This is a genomic window from Pseudomonas sp. GM102, assembly GCF_000282555.1.
GTDB lineage: Bacteria > Pseudomonadota > Gammaproteobacteria > Pseudomonadales > Pseudomonadaceae > Aquipseudomonas.
This window is the reverse complement of sequence record NZ_AKJB01000003.1, coordinates 43,228-61,482: the sequence shown is the minus strand read 5'-3', so window position 1 is coordinate 61,482 and position 18,255 is coordinate 43,228. Positions and strand designations below refer to the sequence as shown.

Below are 18,255 nucleotides of genomic sequence, written 5' to 3'. Positions count from 1 at the left end.
CGTTACGCCCGAAGTCGCAGACGTTGTAGCCAGGACGAAGTGGCGCCCATGGCGTCACGCAATTGGGCGGCGGTGATGGTGCGCTTGGCCGCATCGAAAGCCAGCGCCGTTCGCAGGGCTGGCCAGCAGTGTTTCGGTAGATGCTTGGGTGCTTGCAGCTCGCGTTCGAGGTGCCCGTCGCGGGCCTCGGTCGAGGGCAAGCGGCGGAACGGGTGTTTGCCGCCCGCCAGCTCGTAGATCACGCAGGCCACGCCGTACACGTCCGCGCTGGCCGAGAGTGGCTGGCCTTCGAGCAGTTCGGGGGGGGCGTAGCCGGGGGTCCAGGCGTTGAAGCGGTTGCGGCTCAGGTGTGGCAGACCGGGCAAGATGCCCTCTTGCGCCTGGCCGAGGCCGAAGTCGAACAGGCGTACGCCGTCTTCGCTGAGCATTACGTTGCTCGGCTTCATGTCACCGTGCAGCACGCCGCGAGCGTGGGCGTAGGCCAGCGCGTCGAGCAGCGGCAGCGCGATGTCGCGCAGTTCTTTCCATGGCAGGCCCAGAGGCCGCTCGCAGAGTAATTTGTCCAGGGTCAGCCCACGCATGAGTTCCATGGTGATGAAGGCGCGCTGGCAGTCGGTGTCCACTTCGAAGGTGTGCGGTCGCAGCACGTTGTTGTGGCGCAGTCGTCGGGTCAGGGCGAACTCGCTGTAGAGCAAGGCGCTGGCGTCCGGCGATTCGGCAAATTCTTCGCTGAGTATTTTCAGCGCGATGTAAGGATCGGGATCGCCGAACTGTTCGCTCAGCAAGTCCCGTGCACGGTAAACCGCGCCCATGCCACCGGCACCGAGCAGGCGCTCGATGCGGTAACGTCCCGCCAGCACGTCCGGCAGTTCGCCGATACTGGCCCGGGTCGGCGCTAGCGCAGGCTCGGCCTGATGCGGCTTTCCGTTTAGAGGCGTGGCGAAGGCGAAGTAAGTCAGGTTATTGTCTTCTTCCTCGGTCACCAGCAGGTCGTCGATCAGTGGCATGAGTTCAGTCATTGGCGGATCACCACGGCTGTCAGATTGTCCCGGGCCGAACCACGCAGAGCGCCGTCGAACAGACGTTCCAGCGCAACGTGCGGCGCGGTCAGGCTCAGGGCGCTGCCCAGGGCATCGCTAGTCAGCCCTTGATACAAACCGTCGCTGCACAGCAAAAACGCATCGCCGGGATAGACCTCGAGTTCGAGCACGTCCAGGGTCAGCTGCTCGGCAGCCCCGACCGCACGGGTCAAGGCATGGGCGGCAGGGTGAGCCTGGGCTTGCTCGACGCTCATGTTCTGCTCGTCGATCAGTTGTTGTTGCAGCGAATGGTCCTTGGACAGCTGATACAAACGCTGGCCGCGCCACAGGTAGCAGCGGCTGTCGCCGGCCCAGATGCAGGCCGCGCGATTGCCTTCCACCAGCAGCGCCACCACGGTGCTGCCCATGATGCTGTCGTGGCGCCCGGCGGTGACGGTCAACTCCTGACCCAATCGGCGGTTGAGCCAGTGCAGGCACTGGCGAATACCTTTGAGTCGTTCGTCGAAGTCGTCCTGCACCGGCAATTCCGCCAGGCTGGCGACGATCAACTGGCTAGCGACATCGCCGCCCTGATGACCGCCCATGCCGTCCGCGACCACCCACAGCCCCTGCTGTGGACAGTCGAGAAAAGCATCTTCGTTGCGCGCCCGAACCTTGCCCGGATCGGTACGCGCAGCGCTGCGCCAGGGACTGGCAACCAGCATCAGAGCTGCACCGGCATACGGAAAGTACGCAGCACGCCCATGTCGAACGGGTTCGGCGTGCGCTGGCTCGTCAGCAAGTAGTTGGCGCGCAGGCCACCCACGTCAGCCTTGAGCACCAGCACGTCGCGACCGGTCAGGTACTCGGTTTGCATCAGGTCGAACAGACGGAACAGCGACCATGGGCCGGAGTTCTTCTCGATGCCGATCGGGCGGCCGGCCATTTTGTCGAGGACCAGGCTGGTGCGACCGTCTTCAGCGTCGGTCGGCCATTTGAATGACACCGGCACGATAGGGCCGTGACGGTATTCAATGGTCTTGTCGCCAAACTTGAACTCGGAACGGCTGACGGCCGGGTCGAGGGTGTACGGCTCAAGTTTGAACTGCACTTGCGGCTCGGCCGGGTTGCTGGCGAAGAAGCTCTGGCGGATTACTTGTGCCGCGGCCATCTGGTCGAGGTAGACCTTGGAGATCGGCATGCTGTGACCGTCAATGCTGCGCAGGCGATAGTTGCCTGGATCGCCACTCACGAACGGACGCATGTAGTTGTCGAAGAAACGATCGGCGATGCCCTGGGCCTTGAAGAACTCGCGGAAGTCGCTGATCGCAACGTCGCTGGTGCTGTGGGCGCTGAACGGGTAACGCTTGTTGATCGCCTTGCCGTAGAAGCTGTACAGCTCGCTCTGATAACGCTGGTTCAGGTACTGGTAGGAATCGTTGAGCACCAGACGCCAGGTGTCTTCGGCCAGCACGTTGAACCACACGCTGACAGGGCGCGGCAAACGGTTCGAGGCATTGCGCAAGTTGCTCAGCGCATCACGCTGGCCGCTCATGCGGGTCTTGGCCATTTCGAACGCAGCCTGCTCCGGCGCACTGGCACGGGCCAGGCTCGACAGTTGCAGTTGCAGGTCGTTGAGTGCTGTCAGTGCCGGGGTCAGGTCAGCGGCCGGGCCGTTGTTGTCGTCCAGCAAACGATGCAGCGGTTCGAAGCGACGTTGCAGGGACTTCTTCGCGGTGTCCGGCAGGTTTTTGGTCGCGGCCACGTCAGACGCCGCATCCGCTGCGGCCGACGCCAGTTTGCCCAACTTGCCGAGCTTGCCCTTCTGCTCTCCCAGTTTTGCAGCGGCATCCGCGGCCTCATCAACCGGTTCAGCTTCCGCCGGGAACCGGGTGTTCTCGCGCACTTCCACCAGCAGTTGCAGCACCGGGGAATTGGCGGACGTCAGGCCCGCCAGTTGCTCGGCGCCCTCGCCTGCGTCGTTGATCGGTGGCAATGCCACCTGACCGACCGCTTCGCTCCAGAAATTGGCGTAGTCGCGGAAATACAGCTGCTCCAGTTCGACCATCAGGCGACGCAAGTCCATGCCGCTGATGCCCGAGCCTTCGCCCAGTACCCAGTTGTCACGCAGGATATCGGTGACCAGCGCCGAACCCTGGACCGAGAAGTACTGCTGATAGCCTTGCTGGGTGTAGAACCCCGGAATCACGTAATCGGTACCGACAAACAACGAACCCTGTGGGCCGATGTGTTGGCTCAGGCGGTATTCCGGCAGGTTGCGAGCCTGCTCGCGCAGCATCCGGTAAACCACGTTGGCCAGCGACTCGCTGCGCAACACCTGACGCGCCTGCGCTACCAGTTGCTCGTTCAGCGGGTAGATAAACGGCTGCTTGAGCAAACGCTCGAAGTGGGTGTTCAAGCCGTTCTGCACTGCGGTGTTGCCGGCGTAGCGCAAGGACCAGTCAGTAGCGACCCAATCCTTGAGCCAAACGGCATCGCGGCGATCTTTCATGTTCAACATCAGATACGCACGCAGGCTGTTGAGCAGGCGTTCGCGGTCCTTCATGTTGGCGCGGATCTGCCCTTCCAGCAGGGTCGCAACCCGTGGCAGCAATTGCGCTTCAAGCTCACGCTCGTAAGCGCTCTTGACCACCGGATTGGCGTCTTCGCCTTGGTACAGGCCACCGCGTTCGTGGTACGACACGTCACCTTTGTTCGGGAAGATCTGGGTCGCCGCGTAGCGGGTGTCGAGGGTCTTGAGCACCGCCATCGAATCATCGCGCGCAGTCAGGGCCGAGCGTTGCTGATTCCAGGTTTGCGCCAACGAGCGCAGGTTTTCCAGACGCTCATAGTTGGCCGAGAAACCGCCAGCCCAGAGCATGCCGAACAGCGCCAGTGCCGCCAGTGCACCCACGTACAACGCACGTTGGCCCCAATGGATGCAGCTGCGTTCGCGCTTGTCCAGACCGGCCAGATCGGCCTCGGGGAAAATTACTCGGCTGAGCAAATGGTGAATGAACCGCGAACGGCCACTGCGCAGGGTCGGCAGCACGCCGGTGTTCATCCCCAGATTGGCGCCGATGCCGGCGGTGGTCTGGTCCATTTCCTGAGTCAGGTGCGGCGCGCTGGTCAGGTAGAAACCGCGCAACTGGCTGACACGCTGGTAGCGGTTGCCGGTGAACGCCATGTCGACGAACAGGCACAGACGCTCGCCGATCTGCCCCAGTTGATGCGGGAAGTCGAGGATGCGGCCACGGCGCTGGGTGTCGCGCTCCTGGTGCATGCGCATGATCACCTGGCTGTTCAGGCGACGCAGCAGCTCTTCGAACTCGGCGCGCAGTACAGCCACGTCGGTGCCGCTCTGCTCTTTGCGGAAGCTGGTGCCGAGTACCTGATCGCTTTCTTCGCGGGTCAGCTGATCAAAGAACTCGTCGAAACCGAGCAGGCGATCGGCCTTGCTCAGCACCAGATAAATCGGCACGTCGACGTGCAGTTTCTGATGCACGTCTTGCAGACGCGCACGCACCTGGCGAGCCAGGGTGTCGAGGTCTTGCTCGCTGCCGCCCAGCAGTGTTTCCACCGGGATGGTCACCAGCACACCGTTCAATGGACGGTTGCGGCGGCGCTTGCGCAGCAGGTCGAGCAAAGTGCTCCAGGCGCTGCCATCGACTTCCGCATCCGGCTGGGTCAGGTAACGCCCGGCGGTGTCGATCAGCACGCCGTGGTCGGCGAAGTACCAGTCGCAATGCCGAGTGCCGAGGGTGTCGCGGGTGAGTTTGCGGTCGATCTTGTTGATCGGAAACTCGAGGCCCGAGAAGTCCAGCAGGCTGGTCTTGCCACTGCCCTGCGGGCCGATCAGCAAGTACCACGGCAAATCGCTGCGCCAGCGTTCGCTGCGACCGCGATAGAGGCTCGAGGTCTTCAGGGTTTTCAACGCATCCTTGAAGCGCACGCGAAGCTCTTTCTGCTCTTCGTCGATCAGCTCTTCACGGCGGATACGGTCCTGGCCGTCTTCGGTTTCTTCCACAGCCTTTTTGCGCACACCGGCGCGCCAGCTGACGAAGACCATGGTCAGGCCCCAGATCAGGAACAGCACACTGATGGTCAGCAGGCGGGAGGTCGAACCTTCCCAGAACTTGTAGTCATTGACCGCCAGCAGCGGCCCGACGAACCACACCAGCAGCGCGACGAACAGCACCAGCAGCAAGGTCCAGACCCAGGTCTGGCGCAGGAATGCGCCGACTTTCTTGAAAAACTTTTTCATCACACGTCCCTGTTTACGGCTTCGACTGTGGCTGAACCGCGGCCGGATCCAGCTGCTGGTAAGGTTGCAGAACGGTTTCGCGTTGCTCGCCCAGTACCCAGGCGAAACCCGAATACATCACCACCAGGCAAACCACGGTGAACAGCACCACCATCCACGCCGGCACGATGCGCACCAGGCTGCGACGCTGATCGTTCAAGCCTTCCCAATGCGGCGACAGCTCACGCGGCACGTCGCCGCGCAGTTGACGAATCTGCCGATACAAAGCATCGCGAATGCCTTCGAGTTCGAGCATGCCGCGGGCTTGCACCCGGTACTTGCCTTCGAAACCGAGGGACAGGCACAGGTACATCAGCTCCAGCATTGGCAGGTGCTTGACCGGGTTTTTCGACAGGCGATCGAGCAGCTGGAAGAACTTCTCGCCACCGAAGGTTTCGTTGTGGAAGCTGCTGAGCAGGCTCATCTGCGACCACTCGCTTTCGTTGCCCCACGGCGTGGTGACGACGGCTTCGTCGACCACGGTGCAGAGCACGTAACGGGCGGCCATCACCTGGCTGCTTTCAGCGCCGTTATGCAGCGCACGCACTTCAAACAGTTTGAGCCCGGCAGTCAGTCGCTCGTTGAGCGCGTACAGGTCTTCGCGGGTGTCGCTGTGCTTGAGTCGAACCACTTCCGACAGCAGCTCGGAAGCAGCAGCCACCAACGAATTGAGGCTGATGTTGAACGCTTCGGCCGGGCGCAAACGCGCGGCGTAAATCATCCGCTCTTCCAGCTGTTCGAAACGCGGCGGTGCAGCGAAGTCAGTCAGCGGACTCGACGCCGGGCCGTGGCCCTGGCGGTCGAGCAGGACGGTTTTGTCGTCCTGGTTGTATTCCATGTCCTTGATCATGTCGGTCAGTTCCTGATGGCCCAGAATTTCAGTTCAAGCTCGGCGAATTCGCCGGACACGTGAAACGCGAAGCCGCCGGAGCGCTCGAGTTGCGCCAGGTCTTCGGAACTGAGTTCGAGGATGAAATAGGTTTTGTTGGAGTGGAACGCGATCTGCCGCGGGGCCACCGGCAACGGTTTGACCTTGATGCCAGGCAGGTGCAGGTTGACCAGTTGGCGAATGCGCTCCACCGGGCCGACCTTGAGGTGCGCCGGCAAGCGATGACGCAGTTCCTCGGAGTCGCAGTTGGCACTGGCCGCGAGCACGAACGAGGCCGAGCCCAGTAGTTTGTGGTCGTGCAAGGGCGACACGATGATCCCGTACTGACGCGCTTGCAGCACCAGTTCGATGGCGTGCTGTTCGAGCACCATCGACAGCACCTGACGAATCGCTTCCATCAGTTTGCGGAAACTCGCGCCCTGGTCGCTGTGCTGGTAACGGCTGTCCAGACGCGGGCGCTTGCTCTCGCTGGAAAACGTCGCCAGATCGCCGAGCATGGTCAGCAGCGTGCGGTACAACTCTTCCGGGTGAACCTGTTCCAGGCCGAGGTAATGGCGCAGCAGCATTTCGGTGCGGTTGATCAGTTGCAGCATCATGAAGTCGCCGATTTCCGCGCCACCGACCTTGCCGTTGGAGCTGATCCGCTCGGCGATGGTGTCGCCCCGGTGGCCGAGCATGCTGATGACTTCTTTGAGGCACGACAGCAGGTAGCTGGAGGAGTGCGCCTGAATGTAGGTCGGCACGAAGTCGGGGTCGAGGCTGATCACGCCGTCGGGCGTGGTGTCGAGCACTTCGCAGATTTTCAGCTTCACGTAGGCCTGGTCGCTCTGCTGCTCGCCGAGCAACAGTTTGAAGTCCGGACGACCGCAGCTGACCTGGCTGGCGGAGTCGTCGCCGGCATTGGAGTCGGCGACTTCCGCGTCGTACGCGGTGTAGCGTGCCAGCACGTCGGACTGCTCCGGGCGGCGAGACTCGATGTGGTTACCGGTGACCAGCGGCAGCGCCAGGTAGATCGGCGTGTTGCCAGTGTTCGGCGGCACGTCCAGGGCCAACGGCTCGGTGTTGCCGCCGAGTTCGAACAGGCTGCCGTCCGGCAGAATCCCCGAGGCCTGGCTGATCACCAGTTTGCCCATGTTGAGGAACTGCAAGTCGATTTCCAGGTTCAGGAAGCCCCAGATGTAGCTGCCCAGCAACTGGGTACGGGTCTTCATCTGGTGGTCGTAGTAACGATCGTTGTGCTGGAAGTGCTGCGGACGCAGCAGCATGCCTTCCTGCCAAATGACTTTATGGGAATTCATGATCAGTCATCCGCCTTGGCGAGCGTTTCATGGGTATTGCGGATGCCGGCCCGATCGAGGGTCAGGTCAGCCACGGTGACTTCCAGCGGAGTGATTTGCACGGTGTAGCGCCATTTGGTTTCCGGCAGGTCGCGGTAAGCCGCGAGCACGCCGACGTAACGGCTGCCCTCCTCCACACTGAGCTTGAGCTCGACGGTTTCACCCGGGCGCAGCTCGAGTTCTTCGCTGGCCACCAGGTCCGGGACCAGGGATTCCTTGGCGCGTTCGTACAGACTGAAGAAGTCGGCGTTCTCGAATGTCACCGGGTGCTTGAGCTCGAACAGACGCACGACAATCGGCGACGGACGCCCGTTGAGGTCCGGGTTCAGCTGATCGCTGCCGGTGAGCTTCAGGTTGACTTTGGTCACTTTGGAATACGGCGACAACGACGAGCATCCGGCCAACAGCACAAGGGCAATGAGCGCCGTCAGCGTCTTGAAAAAAGCGGTCGAGCAGCGAGACATGCGCATCATCCTTGGTGGTCGGTGTGAAGGGTAGAAATCAGGCGGATCTGTTCTTCGTAGGCCTGGGCAAAGTCGCGGGCCAGCAGGCGTTCGCTCCAGTCATCGTCCAGACGCAGAGCCTGGTGATAACGCCCGTAGGCTCTCCAGCGACTGCCGGAGGTGGCGAGCAACGGCTTGTTGTCGCGCTCGAAACGCAGGGTCAGCTGTTGCGGCGAGAAGTGTTCCAGGGTGCCGCGAACAGCGGCGCGGCTGGCAGTCAGCAACGCCACCTGATGCGCCTGCAAATCGCGGAACGCACGGGAGATCGCTTGCTCGGCCGGCAACTGACCCGGCTTGTTGCCCTGCAACAAAATGCCCAGCGCTTCACCGGCATCGACGGCAAATTTCAGTGGATTCTTATGGGTGCCTTGCACCGTGGTCTGGGCCAGGCGCAGTTCGTTTTTCAGTTCACTGCGGGTGCGCAGACTCTGCTGCAAACCGCCGACGCTTTGCTTGAGCAGGCGTGCTGCGTTCAGGGCCAGGGCTTCGCGAGCGTCGTGGTCGAGGCCTTTGAGGTCCACACCGAGGGCGGCACCGAAGTGCTCCCAGAAGCCTTCACTCTGACGCGCCACAGCCGCAGGCTTCGGGGCTGGCGCAGGCTCTGCCGGGGCGTCGATCAGCTCCGGGACCATCAGGCTTTCCATGTCGATGCGCGCATAGTCGGCACGCTGACGGGTGTCTTCGATGGTGGTGCTCGGGGAGATCAGTTCGTCGATTTCCGAATACACGCGCTCTTGCTGGTCGAGGGCATTCAGCGGGTCGAGGTCGAGGAAGGCATCGTCTGGAATGATGCTGCCCGCGGCCTGCGGACGGCCAGCTTCAACGTCGAACGTCGCCGGGTCGCGCACCAGTCGCGCGCGGATCTCGAAGTCACCCAGCACGTATACGCTGCCGTGCTCGATGCGCATTGGCTCGCCTTTGCGCAGACGCGCACCGCTTTCGCTGTCCTGGATACCGTTGCTGCTGGTATCGGTCAGGAAAAACGTGCCTTCGCGGTAGCTGATCAACGCGTGGTGGTTGGACAGGTGACGCTTGCGGTCGGGGATGATCCAGTCGCAATCCTCGCCCCGGCCGATCACGCCACCGGCCTGCTTGAAGGTCTTCTGGCACAAATCCGTGGGCACGAACTGCTTGGTATTCAGCATTTCGAAAACCAGTTCCATGGTGATACTCCTTGCGGTCACTTGCCGCGATTGACCGCCTGCGGATCACCCAATGGGCGATAGGTGTTGTCGTTGTATTTGTAATTGCCGCTACAGCCGCCGAGGCCGCATAGAACGACGAGGGTCAGCAGGACGGCTTGCCAGTGACGAACAGGCATCAGAGGGTCTCCAGGGGTAGACAAAGCACAAAGCGCCGACCCGTTTGGGCGGCGCTGTTAGAAGCGAATGAGGCAGGTTCGAGCACTCTAGCCATGGGGCCTGAGCGCTGCCTTTGTGGCGAGGGAGCTTGCTCCCGCTGGGCTGCGGAGCAGCCCCAAAACCGGCTGTCCCGTTTATTCAGGCAGACCGTGTTGGCTGGATTGCGACTGCTGCGCAGTCGAGCGGGAGCAAGCTCCCTCGCCACAGGATTTCGCCGCTCAAAAATGGGGTTAACCATCGAAATCACCCAAATTGATATTCAGGCGCCCGAGGCGGTACAGCAGCGTGCGGCGTGGCAATCCGAGTTCGCGGGCGGCGAGGGTCTGGTTACCGTCGTTCTTGCGCAGGCAGTCGAGCAGCAAACTGCGTTCGACCTGCTCCAGGCGTTCGCGCAGGTTCAGACTGTTGTCTTCCGGCATGGCTTCCATGCGCAGGGAGAAATGCTCGGCCAGCAACTCGCCGCCTTCGCACAACAGCACTGCGCGTTCGACCAGGCCTTTGAGTTCGCGAACGTTGCCGGGGAAGGCATAGCCGGACAGGTGATCCAGCGCCGCGTCGGACCAACGCACGGCATCGCGTTGCAGAAACGCGCAAGCCTTGTCGGCGAAGTGCCGGGCCAGATCGAGGATGTCGCCTTCGCGCTGACGCAGGGCCGGCAGCTCGATCGGGAATTGCGCGAGGCGGTAGTACAAGTCTTCGCGGAATTTGCCTTCGCTGACCAGCACCGCCAAATCCCGGTGCGTCGCGGCGATGATGCGCACGTCGATCTTGTGGGTGTCGTTGGAACCCAGCGGGCGAATCTCGCCTTCCTGCAATACGCGCAACAGCTTGGCTTGCAGGGACAACGGCATGTCGCCGATTTCATCGAGCAACAAGGTGCCGCCATTGGCCGCGTCGAACAGCCCGGCACGGTCGCGGTCGGCGCCGGTGAAGGCGCCTTTGCGGTAGCCGAACAGTTCACTTTCCAGCAGATTCTCAGGGAACGCCGCGCAGTTCTGCACGATGAACGCCTGGGAACGTCGCGGACCGCAGTCGTGAATCGCCCGCGCGACCACTTCCTTGCCGGTGCCGGTTTCGCCGCGCAGCAGCACGGTGTACGGGCTGTGCAAAACTTTGCTGATCAGCGAATAGGTCTGGCGCATCGCCGCGCTCTTGCCGATCAAGCCATAACCGCTGACGCTCGGGACACTGACCGACGCCGGTCGTGTATCGCCGGCCGGCCGACGCAAACGTTGCAGCAAGTGCAATTGGCCGAGCACGAACGAGCCCAGTTGACCAAGGGAATCAGCAAAGCCTTGCAGGTCGATCTGCCGGTGACTGGCACACAGCAGCAAACCTTCGACAGCCTTTTGCTGATTGACCAACGGCACGCACAACAGTGACTGCCAGGGCGTGGCCTGGAGCGGTAGAAAACTGGTTTCGTGCAGGCTGCCGCTCAGCTCGCTGAGGCACACCACGCGGTTCTGGCACAAGGAGAATTGCAGCAGTTGTTCACCGTTGTAATCCGCCGGCAGGCTCGCCCCTTCCCGAGGTTGCAGAATGCCGTTCAGGCACTCGGCGTTCATCCCCAGGCAGGTATGGGTCGCGTCCAGCAGGTACAGCTGCGTCAGCTCGCAGCCGCTGAGCTCGGCCAAACCGCGCACGAAGTCACCCAGCAGCGCAGCACCGTCCGCCGCGCGCGACAGGCTGGCGAACTGCACCAGCAAGGCTTCGGCATAGACCAGCGGTTGCGGCACTTGAGTGAACATCACACCCACCTCAGGCGAACTCGCACATCACGCTGGCGTCACCGTCGAGCGTCGCATGCACACGCTTGAGGTTTTCGCCGGTAGCCATTGCGTCGAGCAAACGGTCAGCCACCAACGGCAGCACGTGCAGGTCCAGCAAGTGGTCGATCAGGCGTGCGCCGCTGTCGCTTTGGGTGCAGCGTTCGGCCAGGTGATCGACGAGGTCCTGGGAGTAAGTGAAATCGAGCTGACGACGGTTCAGGCGATCGCCCAAACGGCCGAGTTTGATTTCGATCAGCTCGCGCAGCACCGGGCCACCGACCGGGTAGTAAGGCACCACGCGCATGCGCGCCAGCAACGCCGGTTTGAAGTGCTTGCTGAGCACCGGGCGAATGGTTTCTTCGAGGACTTCGGCAGTCGGCCGCGCACCGTTTTCGCAGAGTTCGCTGATGCGGTCGCTGCCCAGGTTCGAGGTCATCAGGATCAGCGTGTTGCGGAAGTCGATCTCGCGCCCTTCCCCATCGTTGGCCACGCCTTTGTCGAAGATTTGGTAGAACAGGTTGAGCACGTCCGGGTCGGCTTTCTCGACTTCATCGAGCAATACCACCGAGTACGGTTTCTGCCGCACGGCTTCGGTGAGCATGCCGCCCTCGCCGTAACCGACGTAGCCCGGTGGCGCACCGATCAGACGCGAGACGGTGTGCTTCTCCTGGAACTCGGACATGTTGATGGTGGTGATGAAGCGGTCGCCGCCGTACAGCAAATCGGCGAGGGCCAGCGCGGTTTCGGTCTTGCCGACGCCGCTCGGGCCGACCAGCAGAAACACGCCGACCGGTGCATCAGGCTTGTTGAGGCCAGCGGCAGTGGCGCGCATCGAACGGTCGAGGGCGTGAACCGCTTGCTCCTGACCACGAATACGTGTGCGCAGGTCGGTGGCGAAGCTTGCGACCTTGGCGTTGTGTTCGCGGGCCAGTTGCGCCAACGGCACGCCGGTCCAGGCGCTGATCACTTCGGCCACCAGACGCGGGCAGACTTCGAAGCTCACCAGACGCTCCTTGACCTGGGCATCGGTCAGGGCGCGGTGAGTTTCGTTCAGCGCAGTTTCCAGGGACGCGACGCTTTGTGCTTCGTCTATTGGCAAGGTTTCAATCACGGTGCCTTCAGCGTCTTCTTCAACCGTGATGGTCGGTTCGACGGCAGCGGCTTCACGGGCCTTGGCCAGTTGCTGACGCAGGTCCAGCAGGCGCTCGGCCAGTGCTTTTTGTTCGGTCCAGAGGGTTTCCAGAGCGACCCTTTCTTCTTCGGCGTCGGCCAGGCGATCTTCCAGAGCGTCCAGCGCTTCGTGATCGATCAGCAAACCGGCTTCGGCGTCACGACGCAGAGCCTGACGCTGACGGCCACCTTCGGCCAGCTCACCACGCAAGCGCTCCAGGCTTTCCGGGGCGGCGGCGAGGCTGATGCGCACACGGGCGCACGCGGTGTCGAGCACGTCGACGGCTTTGTCCGGCAACTGACGGCCGGCGAGATAGCGAGCAGACAACTCGGCCGCCGCAACCACTGCGTCGTCGCGCAGGTAGATGCCGTGGCTCTTCTCGTAGACCTGAGCCAGGCCACGCAGGATGGTTACCGCTTCGCTGACAGTCGGTTCGTGCAGTTGCACCGGTTGGAAACGACGGGCCAGAGCCGGGTCTTTTTCGAAGTACTTCTTGTACTCCGCCCACGTAGTGGCGGCGATGGTGCGCAACTCGCCACGGGCCAGGGCCGGTTTCAGCAAGTTGGCCGCGTCGGAGCCGCCGGCATTGCCGCCCGCGCCGATCAGGGTGTGGGCTTCGTCGATGAACAGGATGATCGGTTTCGGCGAAGCTTTGACTTCGTCGATCACGCCTTTGAGGCGACGCTCGAATTCACCTTTGACGCTGGCACCGGCCTGCAACAGGCCCATGTCCAGCGACAGCAGCTCAACGCCTTTCAAGACTTGCGGCACTTCACCGGCCGCAATGCGCGAGGCCAGGCCTTCGACGATCGCGGTTTTACCGACGCCAGCTTCACCGACCACGATCGGGTTGTTCTTGCGGCGACGGGCGAGGATGTCGACCATCTGGCGGATCGCGCCATCGCGGCACAGTACCGGGTCGAGTTTGCCGTCGCGGGCCTGTTGGGTGAGGTTGTGGGTGAAGCGCTGCAGCAGCGATTCGCCGGGCACGGCGGGTTTACCGGTGGCCGGTTGTTCTTTCTGCGACAGGGCGAATTCTTTCAGGCGCTCGATGTTCAGCTTGGCCAGCAACGACTGATAGCGGCTGCCGGCGTAACGCATCGGGTTGCGCAGCAGGGCGAGGATCAACGCGGCTTGTTCGACCTGACTCTGGCCCAACTCGAGGTTGGCCACCAGCAACGCGTCTTGCAGCCACTGCACCAGTTCCGGGGCAAACACCGGGTTGCGCGAGGCGCTGTGCTCGACCCGCGACTGCAATGCGGCGCTCAGTTCGCCGGCATCGACTTCGGCATCTTGCAACGCACGTGCGAGCAGGCCTTGCGGGCGCTCCAGCAGGCCCAGCAGCAGGTCTTCGACGAGGATCTTGCTGCCGCCACGGGCGACGCAGCGTTCGGCAGAACTTTCCAGATCACGACGGGTTTCGGCGTCCAGCGCCTGGATAAGTTGTTGCAGGTCTACGTTGATCATGTGTCATCTGTCCTTAATGAATTTTGCTGCCCAGGGTTACCACGCCGTCCGCTTTTTCGCGGCCGAGCCAACTGGTCCATCCCAGGCGACAGGCGTTCTGCTCACCGATGCGCAGTTCGCGGATTTCTTCCTGGCGCAGCACCAGGCGAATGTCGTAATCGAGCGGGTCACGCAGGGTGAACCGCACCAGCGCGCACAGCGGCTGGTAGCCGAAACCGATCGGCAGGAATTCGTGAAAGCGTTGCCAGTCGAGTTCGCGGATATGAATGCGGAATTTGCCGCTGCGATCGCGCACGTGTTCGCCCAGCACCAGGTCTTCGCCGAGCATGCTGTTGGCGCGACCCAGGCGATTGCGTTGCTCGTCGAGGATTTCAACGCGGCGCTCGATGCACTGCTCGATGGTCAGTTCGGCGTGCTTGAAGTAGTAGCGCAGCACTGCTTCGATCAGCGCCGCCGAGTGCGCCCGCAAGCTGAGCAGGCCGAGGTACGGCAGCAGGCGTTTCCAGTTCAGTTCCTGGGCCTTGCGGATCTCTTCGCCACCGAGGCCGATCAACGCAAATAGCTGCGAGGAAAACGGATCGAGCGCGCCGCTCTGGAAGCTCGCGCGGTAGCGGTACTTGCGCCAGATCGGCAGCATCAGCCGTTGCAGGCGATGGTGAAACAGGTCGAGGAAGTTGCGGGTCGGGTTGCCGTCTTCGCTGTCGCCCAGGGCCTGTTCGCCATAGAACGCCGGCAGCGGCGAACCGGAACCGACCAGGCCGATCAGGTTGAAACGCAGACGCGCACGCATCTGCCCATGCTCTTTGAAAAACTCCACGCGATCGACGTCGCTGCCAGGGAAACCCAGGCTCGGGTTGGCCTGGAATTCCAGCTGGTCGTAGAGGTCGTCTTCGCTCAGGTGCGGGTGTGCATCGCGCAGCCGGTCAATCACCAGCAGCACGGCCTGAAACAGCGAGTACTCGCGTATTACCCGGGTCAGCCCGCTTAAAGCAGGGGCTGCAGGCCCATACGTGGTGTCCATTGGTACACCTCTCCCTGTGTGCTTTTTACCCGCAGCTCGTGGAACGAATTGAGACTGGCGTAAAGCGCGAAAAACTCGTTAAGAACCGAAGCGAACACGAACAGGTCGCCCTCGCCGATATACCCTTCCGGGTCGATGGTCAGCTCAGTGCGCAACCCGCGTACCGGCAACCCTCGATGCAATCTGTCGACGTGTTGGTGCTTGATCGACTTGAGCCCGCCCAGCAGGCGTTTGCTGACTTTTTCTGCGTGTTGGTCGTAGTAGCGCGGCAGGTCGTAGGTTTCGAGAATCACCTTCAGCGCATTGACGTCGGCCAGCGACAGATAGTTGAGCGACATGTTGCTGATCAGCTTCCAGAGGAAGTCACGGTTCAGCGGCGGCGCGAAGCTGGAGGTGGCCGGCGTGATGTTGCGAAAACTCAGAAACTCCGGCGTGTCTTCGCAGGCCATGCAGATGTCGCCGAGCTTGAGCTTGCGCGGCAGGTTCTGGTTGGTGCACATCAGCTCGATCGACAGGGTTTCGTGAGCTTCGGTGTGGCGGATGCCGAAGCTCAGGTAGGTGTCGAGGCCGTCGTGCAGCAAGGACGAACGCTGGCGGATGCTGTAATGCGGACGGCTGGTGGGCACGTCGAAACTCGGGTCGTGTTCGAAGGATTCGAACGGCACGTACTCCTGATAACCGAGGCCGCCGGGCTTCCAGCCAGTCACGGTTTCCACCGAGAACACGCCGCAGTTTTGCAGGTCGAACTCGGCCGGCAACAGCAGGTATTCGTCCTGTTTGCCATCGAGGCGAATGGGCAAAGCATCGTGCTCGAACAGGTTAACGATCGGCGTGCAGTAGAGCTTCACGTTGTCCAGGGTCGGACGCATACGCATGATGCCGCTCTTGCGAATATCGAAACGCAATTCGAGACCGCGCATCTGCTTGAGCGTGTCTTCCGGCAATGCCTTGAGCAGGTCCAGACCGTTGATATCGACGAACAGGAACTTGTCCTGGAAGGCGAAATATTCCTGCAGGTAGCGGTAGCCGCGGAAGGTGTTCAGCGGATACGGGATCAACGCCTCCTCTTCGGCAAAACCCACCGGCTGCACACGGTCGCCGGGCATCTTGAACGCCATCGGCTGGCCGCTTACACCGTTGATGGGTTTGCCGGCGCCATCCAGCGGGATCAGCTCGATGCCCTCAAGGTTGCGCAACAGGCTCAGGTAAAGCATCTGGCTGATGTAGCGCTCACCGGCAAAGTGCAGGCGCAGACGACTCAGCTCCAACTCGCCAAGGTGACCGTCGGCGCTCATCTCCAGGCGCAGGCTCAACAGCGAACCGTCACCCTTCACCGAGTAAGTCAGCGCGGCCAGATCCAGCGGCAACACCTCGGTCGGATAGCACGTGCGAAAACGGCAGCGCACATCATCGACCGGCACACTCTCCACCGGCGTATCACGCTCGACCCTCAACGCAGGCCCGGAACGCTTCAGCGGGTCGAACTGCAAAATGCTGAACGCCGGCAGTGGCCGCATGTAGTTGGGCCACAGCAACTGCATCAGCGAATGGCTGAGTTCTGGCAACTCGTCGTCGAGCTTCTGGCGCAGGCGGCCGGTCAGAAAGGCAAAACCCTCCAGCAACCGCTCCACATCCGGATCCCGCCCGGCTTGCCCAAGGAAAGGCGCCAACGCCGGGCTACGCTCGGCGAAACGACGACCTAACTGGCGAAGTGCGGTGAGTTCGCTTTGGTAGTAGTGGTTAAAGGACACGGGTTACCTGCCTGGTAGTAGATCTCATGAAAAAACTGCCTTTGGACTGCGCTCGATGTCGGACCTGATCATTGGACGGAACTCAGGAATGCGATCGGGCACTGCAATACCCTGCCCTTCATCGAACGAGCAGCGATCATTGGGTTCGGCCCATTAGAAAATTTCACGGAACACCCACTGATTGAATCGATAAAGGGCAGCCACCCCAAACATCGAGGTCATCAACCAAAATGCCGCGCAGACAAAAAATAAACGCCGTTCATTTACACCCCCCCTCGGGGTTCGAGCCGAGGGAGTGAAAACAGAACAAATAAAGTGATGAACCATGCAAGCAAAAGCGTGTAATTGCCTTGCATGTTGCAGAGGGCCCAGCCTTTCACAACGGCATAACCAACAACGAGCTGCACAAGCAGAAAAGAAACAACCGCCAAAGGAACTGAGAAAAAATAGCTATAGGGCTCGGCAAATCCATGGGCTGTTACTACATAGATTTCAAACACCGCGAACGGCAAAACCAATGCAAGTGCCAGTAGAATTATTGCCCTCACTTTTTTCGCGCAGCTCGTCAATTCCGCTCCTTGCAATGGAGCAGAAAACCGGGGGCAGTTCCTTTTAGCTTTCATTTTTCAACCCTTTCAAGATTCACTAAAGCTATTTCGCCTTCGCCTTATCTGAACTAAGCACTTTTCGCTGCTGAAGATAAATAACACCCTCTCCAGAGAAGGCGATCACACTATTAGCCGTGAGCGGCTCACTATTCTCATCTCCAAACTTGAGCCAGCCTTCGTCCCATAACTCGCCACTCTCATGTCTTACTTGCACGAAATAATAAGGAGGCTCCGACTTGGTCACTTCAATATACTGACCGCCATCGGCACCACCTCTCCAGTGGGAATTAGGATATTCACTGAGCAAATGTGGCTTATCTTTTGAAAAGTCCATAAAAAATATCACCCCCAAAGCTACCAACAACGACAGTGCGCCAACAACCATTAGAAAGCGTTTCAACCAGATCAATCTTTTATCTCCAGCGTATCGGTGCTAAATATGTAATCCAGATCCGGCTTTGTTTCTTGGAAATCTTCCATATAGTCTTTTGGTATCACAGCGAAATATGACCTTTTAGGCGCTCCGAGATTGAGACTATCAACCAAATCAGCCACAAACGTCATGCAGTTATGGCTTCTCAAGCTGTACGGTTCTCTATCCATATTGGCGTTGTCTTTTTCTTTGTTTTTCAGCCACGCTTCGGCTTGAGCAAAGGCTGCGCCTCTAAGAACGACCCCGGATACATTGCTCGACTGCCCATAAGACGTAGACATGCTCCTCAAGGTTTTTTTGAGCGACAATTCAGTTATCGCTCCACCTTTGATCGTAACGTTAGACACGGGGCGTACCCTTACAATTCCAGGTGGACCTGCGCCTTCATAACGTCCGTATTCCCCATACTTCGTCAGACCTGTTTTCCCATTGACAATCAGCACACCTGCGTGACCTAAATCAGAGAATTTGTGACTAACACCCATTGCCTCAACATGAATCTTGTAGTCTGGAAAGACGACTGGAATTACGAAGTCTTGATCGCTTACCAAGTAAATTTGAACTGGCGTATGGTCTTTCGCGGGAGTTGTCGCAACAGTTGCGATTTTTACGGCCTGAGGCAT

At 60.8% G+C, this 18,255-nt stretch carries 15 protein-coding genes; all 15 read right to left on the bottom strand.

The window, feature by feature from the left end; all coding sequences use genetic code 11:
• Positions 1–2 precede the first annotated feature (2 nt).
• The 15 genes from PMI18_RS28155 to PMI18_RS28220 all read right to left on the bottom strand — a co-directional run bounded on the left by PMI18_RS28155 (position 3) and on the right by PMI18_RS28220 (position 18,255).
• On the bottom strand, positions 3–1,019 hold the full coding sequence (locus PMI18_RS28155) for a serine/threonine-protein kinase (RefSeq protein WP_007894612.1): 1,017 nt from the start codon (positions 1,017–1,019) through the stop codon (positions 3–5).
• Positions 1,016–1,744 carry a PP2C family protein-serine/threonine phosphatase gene (locus PMI18_RS28160; RefSeq protein ID WP_007894609.1) on the bottom strand — a complete coding sequence of 243 codons (729 nt, stop codon included), beginning with the start codon at positions 1,742–1,744 and terminating at the stop codon, positions 1,016–1,018. The genes PMI18_RS28155 and PMI18_RS28160 overlap by 4 nt, the downstream gene beginning before the upstream one ends.
• The gene (gene tssM, locus PMI18_RS28165) at positions 1,744–5,283 is read right to left on the bottom strand and encodes a type VI secretion system membrane subunit TssM (protein WP_007894608.1); all 3,540 of its coding nucleotides are present in this window, start codon (positions 5,281–5,283) and stop codon (positions 1,744–1,746) included. The genes PMI18_RS28160 and tssM overlap by 1 nt, the downstream gene beginning before the upstream one ends.
• Positions 5,284–5,296: 13 nt before the next feature.
• Positions 5,297–6,172, bottom strand: a complete 876-nt coding sequence (gene icmH, locus PMI18_RS28170; protein ID WP_007894606.1) for a type IVB secretion system protein IcmH/DotU — start codon at positions 6,170–6,172, stop codon at positions 5,297–5,299.
• A gap of 5 nt (positions 6,173–6,177) precedes the next feature.
• On the bottom strand, positions 6,178–7,509 hold the full coding sequence (gene tssK, locus PMI18_RS28175) for a type VI secretion system baseplate subunit TssK (RefSeq protein ID WP_007894604.1): 1,332 nt from the start codon (positions 7,507–7,509) through the stop codon (positions 6,178–6,180).
• 2 nt (positions 7,510–7,511) lie between these two features.
• Positions 7,512–8,012: a type VI secretion system lipoprotein TssJ gene (tssJ, locus tag PMI18_RS28180; protein WP_007894602.1), complete on the bottom strand. Its 501-nt coding sequence runs from the start codon at positions 8,010–8,012 to the stop codon at positions 7,512–7,514.
• 5 nt (positions 8,013–8,017) lie between these two features.
• Positions 8,018–9,214, bottom strand: coding sequence for a type VI secretion system-associated FHA domain protein TagH (gene tagH / locus PMI18_RS28185; RefSeq protein WP_007894600.1), 1,197 nt, complete (start codon positions 9,212–9,214; stop codon positions 8,018–8,020).
• Positions 9,215–9,231: 17 nt separating this feature from the next.
• Entirely contained in the window at positions 9,232–9,372 is a 141-nt protein-coding gene (locus tag PMI18_RS28190) for a hypothetical protein (protein WP_007894589.1), read from the bottom strand.
• A gap of 270 nt (positions 9,373–9,642) precedes the next feature.
• Entirely contained in the window at positions 9,643–11,160 is a 1,518-nt protein-coding gene (locus PMI18_RS28195; protein ID WP_007894586.1) for a sigma-54 interaction domain-containing protein, read from the bottom strand.
• 10 nt (positions 11,161–11,170) lie between these two features.
• Positions 11,171–13,819: a type VI secretion system ATPase TssH gene (tssH, locus tag PMI18_RS28200; protein ID WP_007894583.1), complete on the bottom strand. Its 2,649-nt coding sequence runs from the start codon at positions 13,817–13,819 to the stop codon at positions 11,171–11,173.
• 13 nt (positions 13,820–13,832) lie between these two features.
• On the bottom strand, positions 13,833–14,840 hold the full coding sequence (gene tssG, locus PMI18_RS28205; protein ID WP_007894581.1) for a type VI secretion system baseplate subunit TssG: 1,008 nt from the start codon (positions 14,838–14,840) through the stop codon (positions 13,833–13,835).
• The gene (tssF, locus tag PMI18_RS28210) at positions 14,804–16,591 is read right to left on the bottom strand and encodes a type VI secretion system baseplate subunit TssF (RefSeq protein WP_007894579.1); all 1,788 of its coding nucleotides are present in this window, start codon (positions 16,589–16,591) and stop codon (positions 14,804–14,806) included. Before tssF ends, tssG begins: the two co-directional genes overlap by 37 nt.
• Before the next feature lie 263 nt (positions 16,592–16,854).
• Positions 16,855–17,214, bottom strand: a complete 360-nt coding sequence (locus tag PMI18_RS0129210; protein WP_238542569.1) for a hypothetical protein — start codon at positions 17,212–17,214, stop codon at positions 16,855–16,857.
• A gap of 28 nt (positions 17,215–17,242) precedes the next feature.
• Positions 17,243–17,608 (bottom strand): hypothetical protein, encoded by a 366-nt coding sequence (locus PMI18_RS28215; protein WP_007894571.1) that lies wholly within the window; start codon positions 17,606–17,608, stop codon positions 17,243–17,245.
• A complete protein-coding gene (locus tag PMI18_RS28220; RefSeq protein WP_007894559.1) occupies positions 17,605–18,255 on the bottom strand; it encodes a hypothetical protein in 651 nt (216 codons plus the stop codon). The genes PMI18_RS28215 and PMI18_RS28220 overlap by 4 nt, the downstream gene beginning before the upstream one ends.

Bases quoted from the DNA above. Each gene is read 5' to 3' on its own strand.
- PMI18_RS28155 (WP_007894612.1), bottom strand. From the start codon at position 1,019: ATGACTGAACTCATGCCACTGATCGACGACCTGCTGGTGACCGAGGAA.
- PMI18_RS28160 (WP_007894609.1), bottom strand. From the start codon at position 1,744: ATGCTGGTTGCCAGTCCCTGGCGCAGCGCTGCGCGTACCGATCCGGGC.
- tssM (WP_007894608.1), bottom strand. From the start codon at position 5,283: ATGAAAAAGTTTTTCAAGAAAGTCGGCGCATTCCTGCGCCAGACCTGG.
- icmH (WP_007894606.1), bottom strand. From the start codon at position 6,172: ATGATCAAGGACATGGAATACAACCAGGACGACAAAACCGTCCTGCTC.
- tssK (WP_007894604.1), bottom strand. From the start codon at position 7,509: ATGAATTCCCATAAAGTCATTTGGCAGGAAGGCATGCTGCTGCGTCCG.
- tssJ (WP_007894602.1), bottom strand. From the start codon at position 8,012: ATGTCTCGCTGCTCGACCGCTTTTTTCAAGACGCTGACGGCGCTCATT.
- tagH (WP_007894600.1), bottom strand. From the start codon at position 9,214: ATGGAACTGGTTTTCGAAATGCTGAATACCAAGCAGTTCGTGCCCACG.
- PMI18_RS28190 (WP_007894589.1), bottom strand. From the start codon at position 9,372: ATGCCTGTTCGTCACTGGCAAGCCGTCCTGCTGACCCTCGTCGTTCTA.
- PMI18_RS28195 (WP_007894586.1), bottom strand. From the start codon at position 11,160: ATGTTCACTCAAGTGCCGCAACCGCTGGTCTATGCCGAAGCCTTGCTG.
- tssH (WP_007894583.1), bottom strand. From the start codon at position 13,819: ATGATCAACGTAGACCTGCAACAACTTATCCAGGCGCTGGACGCCGAA.
- tssG (WP_007894581.1), bottom strand. From the start codon at position 14,840: ATGGACACCACGTATGGGCCTGCAGCCCCTGCTTTAAGCGGGCTGACC.
- PMI18_RS0129210 (WP_238542569.1), bottom strand. From the start codon at position 17,214: ATGAAAGCTAAAAGGAACTGCCCCCGGTTTTCTGCTCCATTGCAAGGA.
- PMI18_RS28220 (WP_007894559.1), bottom strand. From the start codon at position 18,255: ATGCCTCAGGCCGTAAAAATCGCAACTGTTGCGACAACTCCCGCGAAA.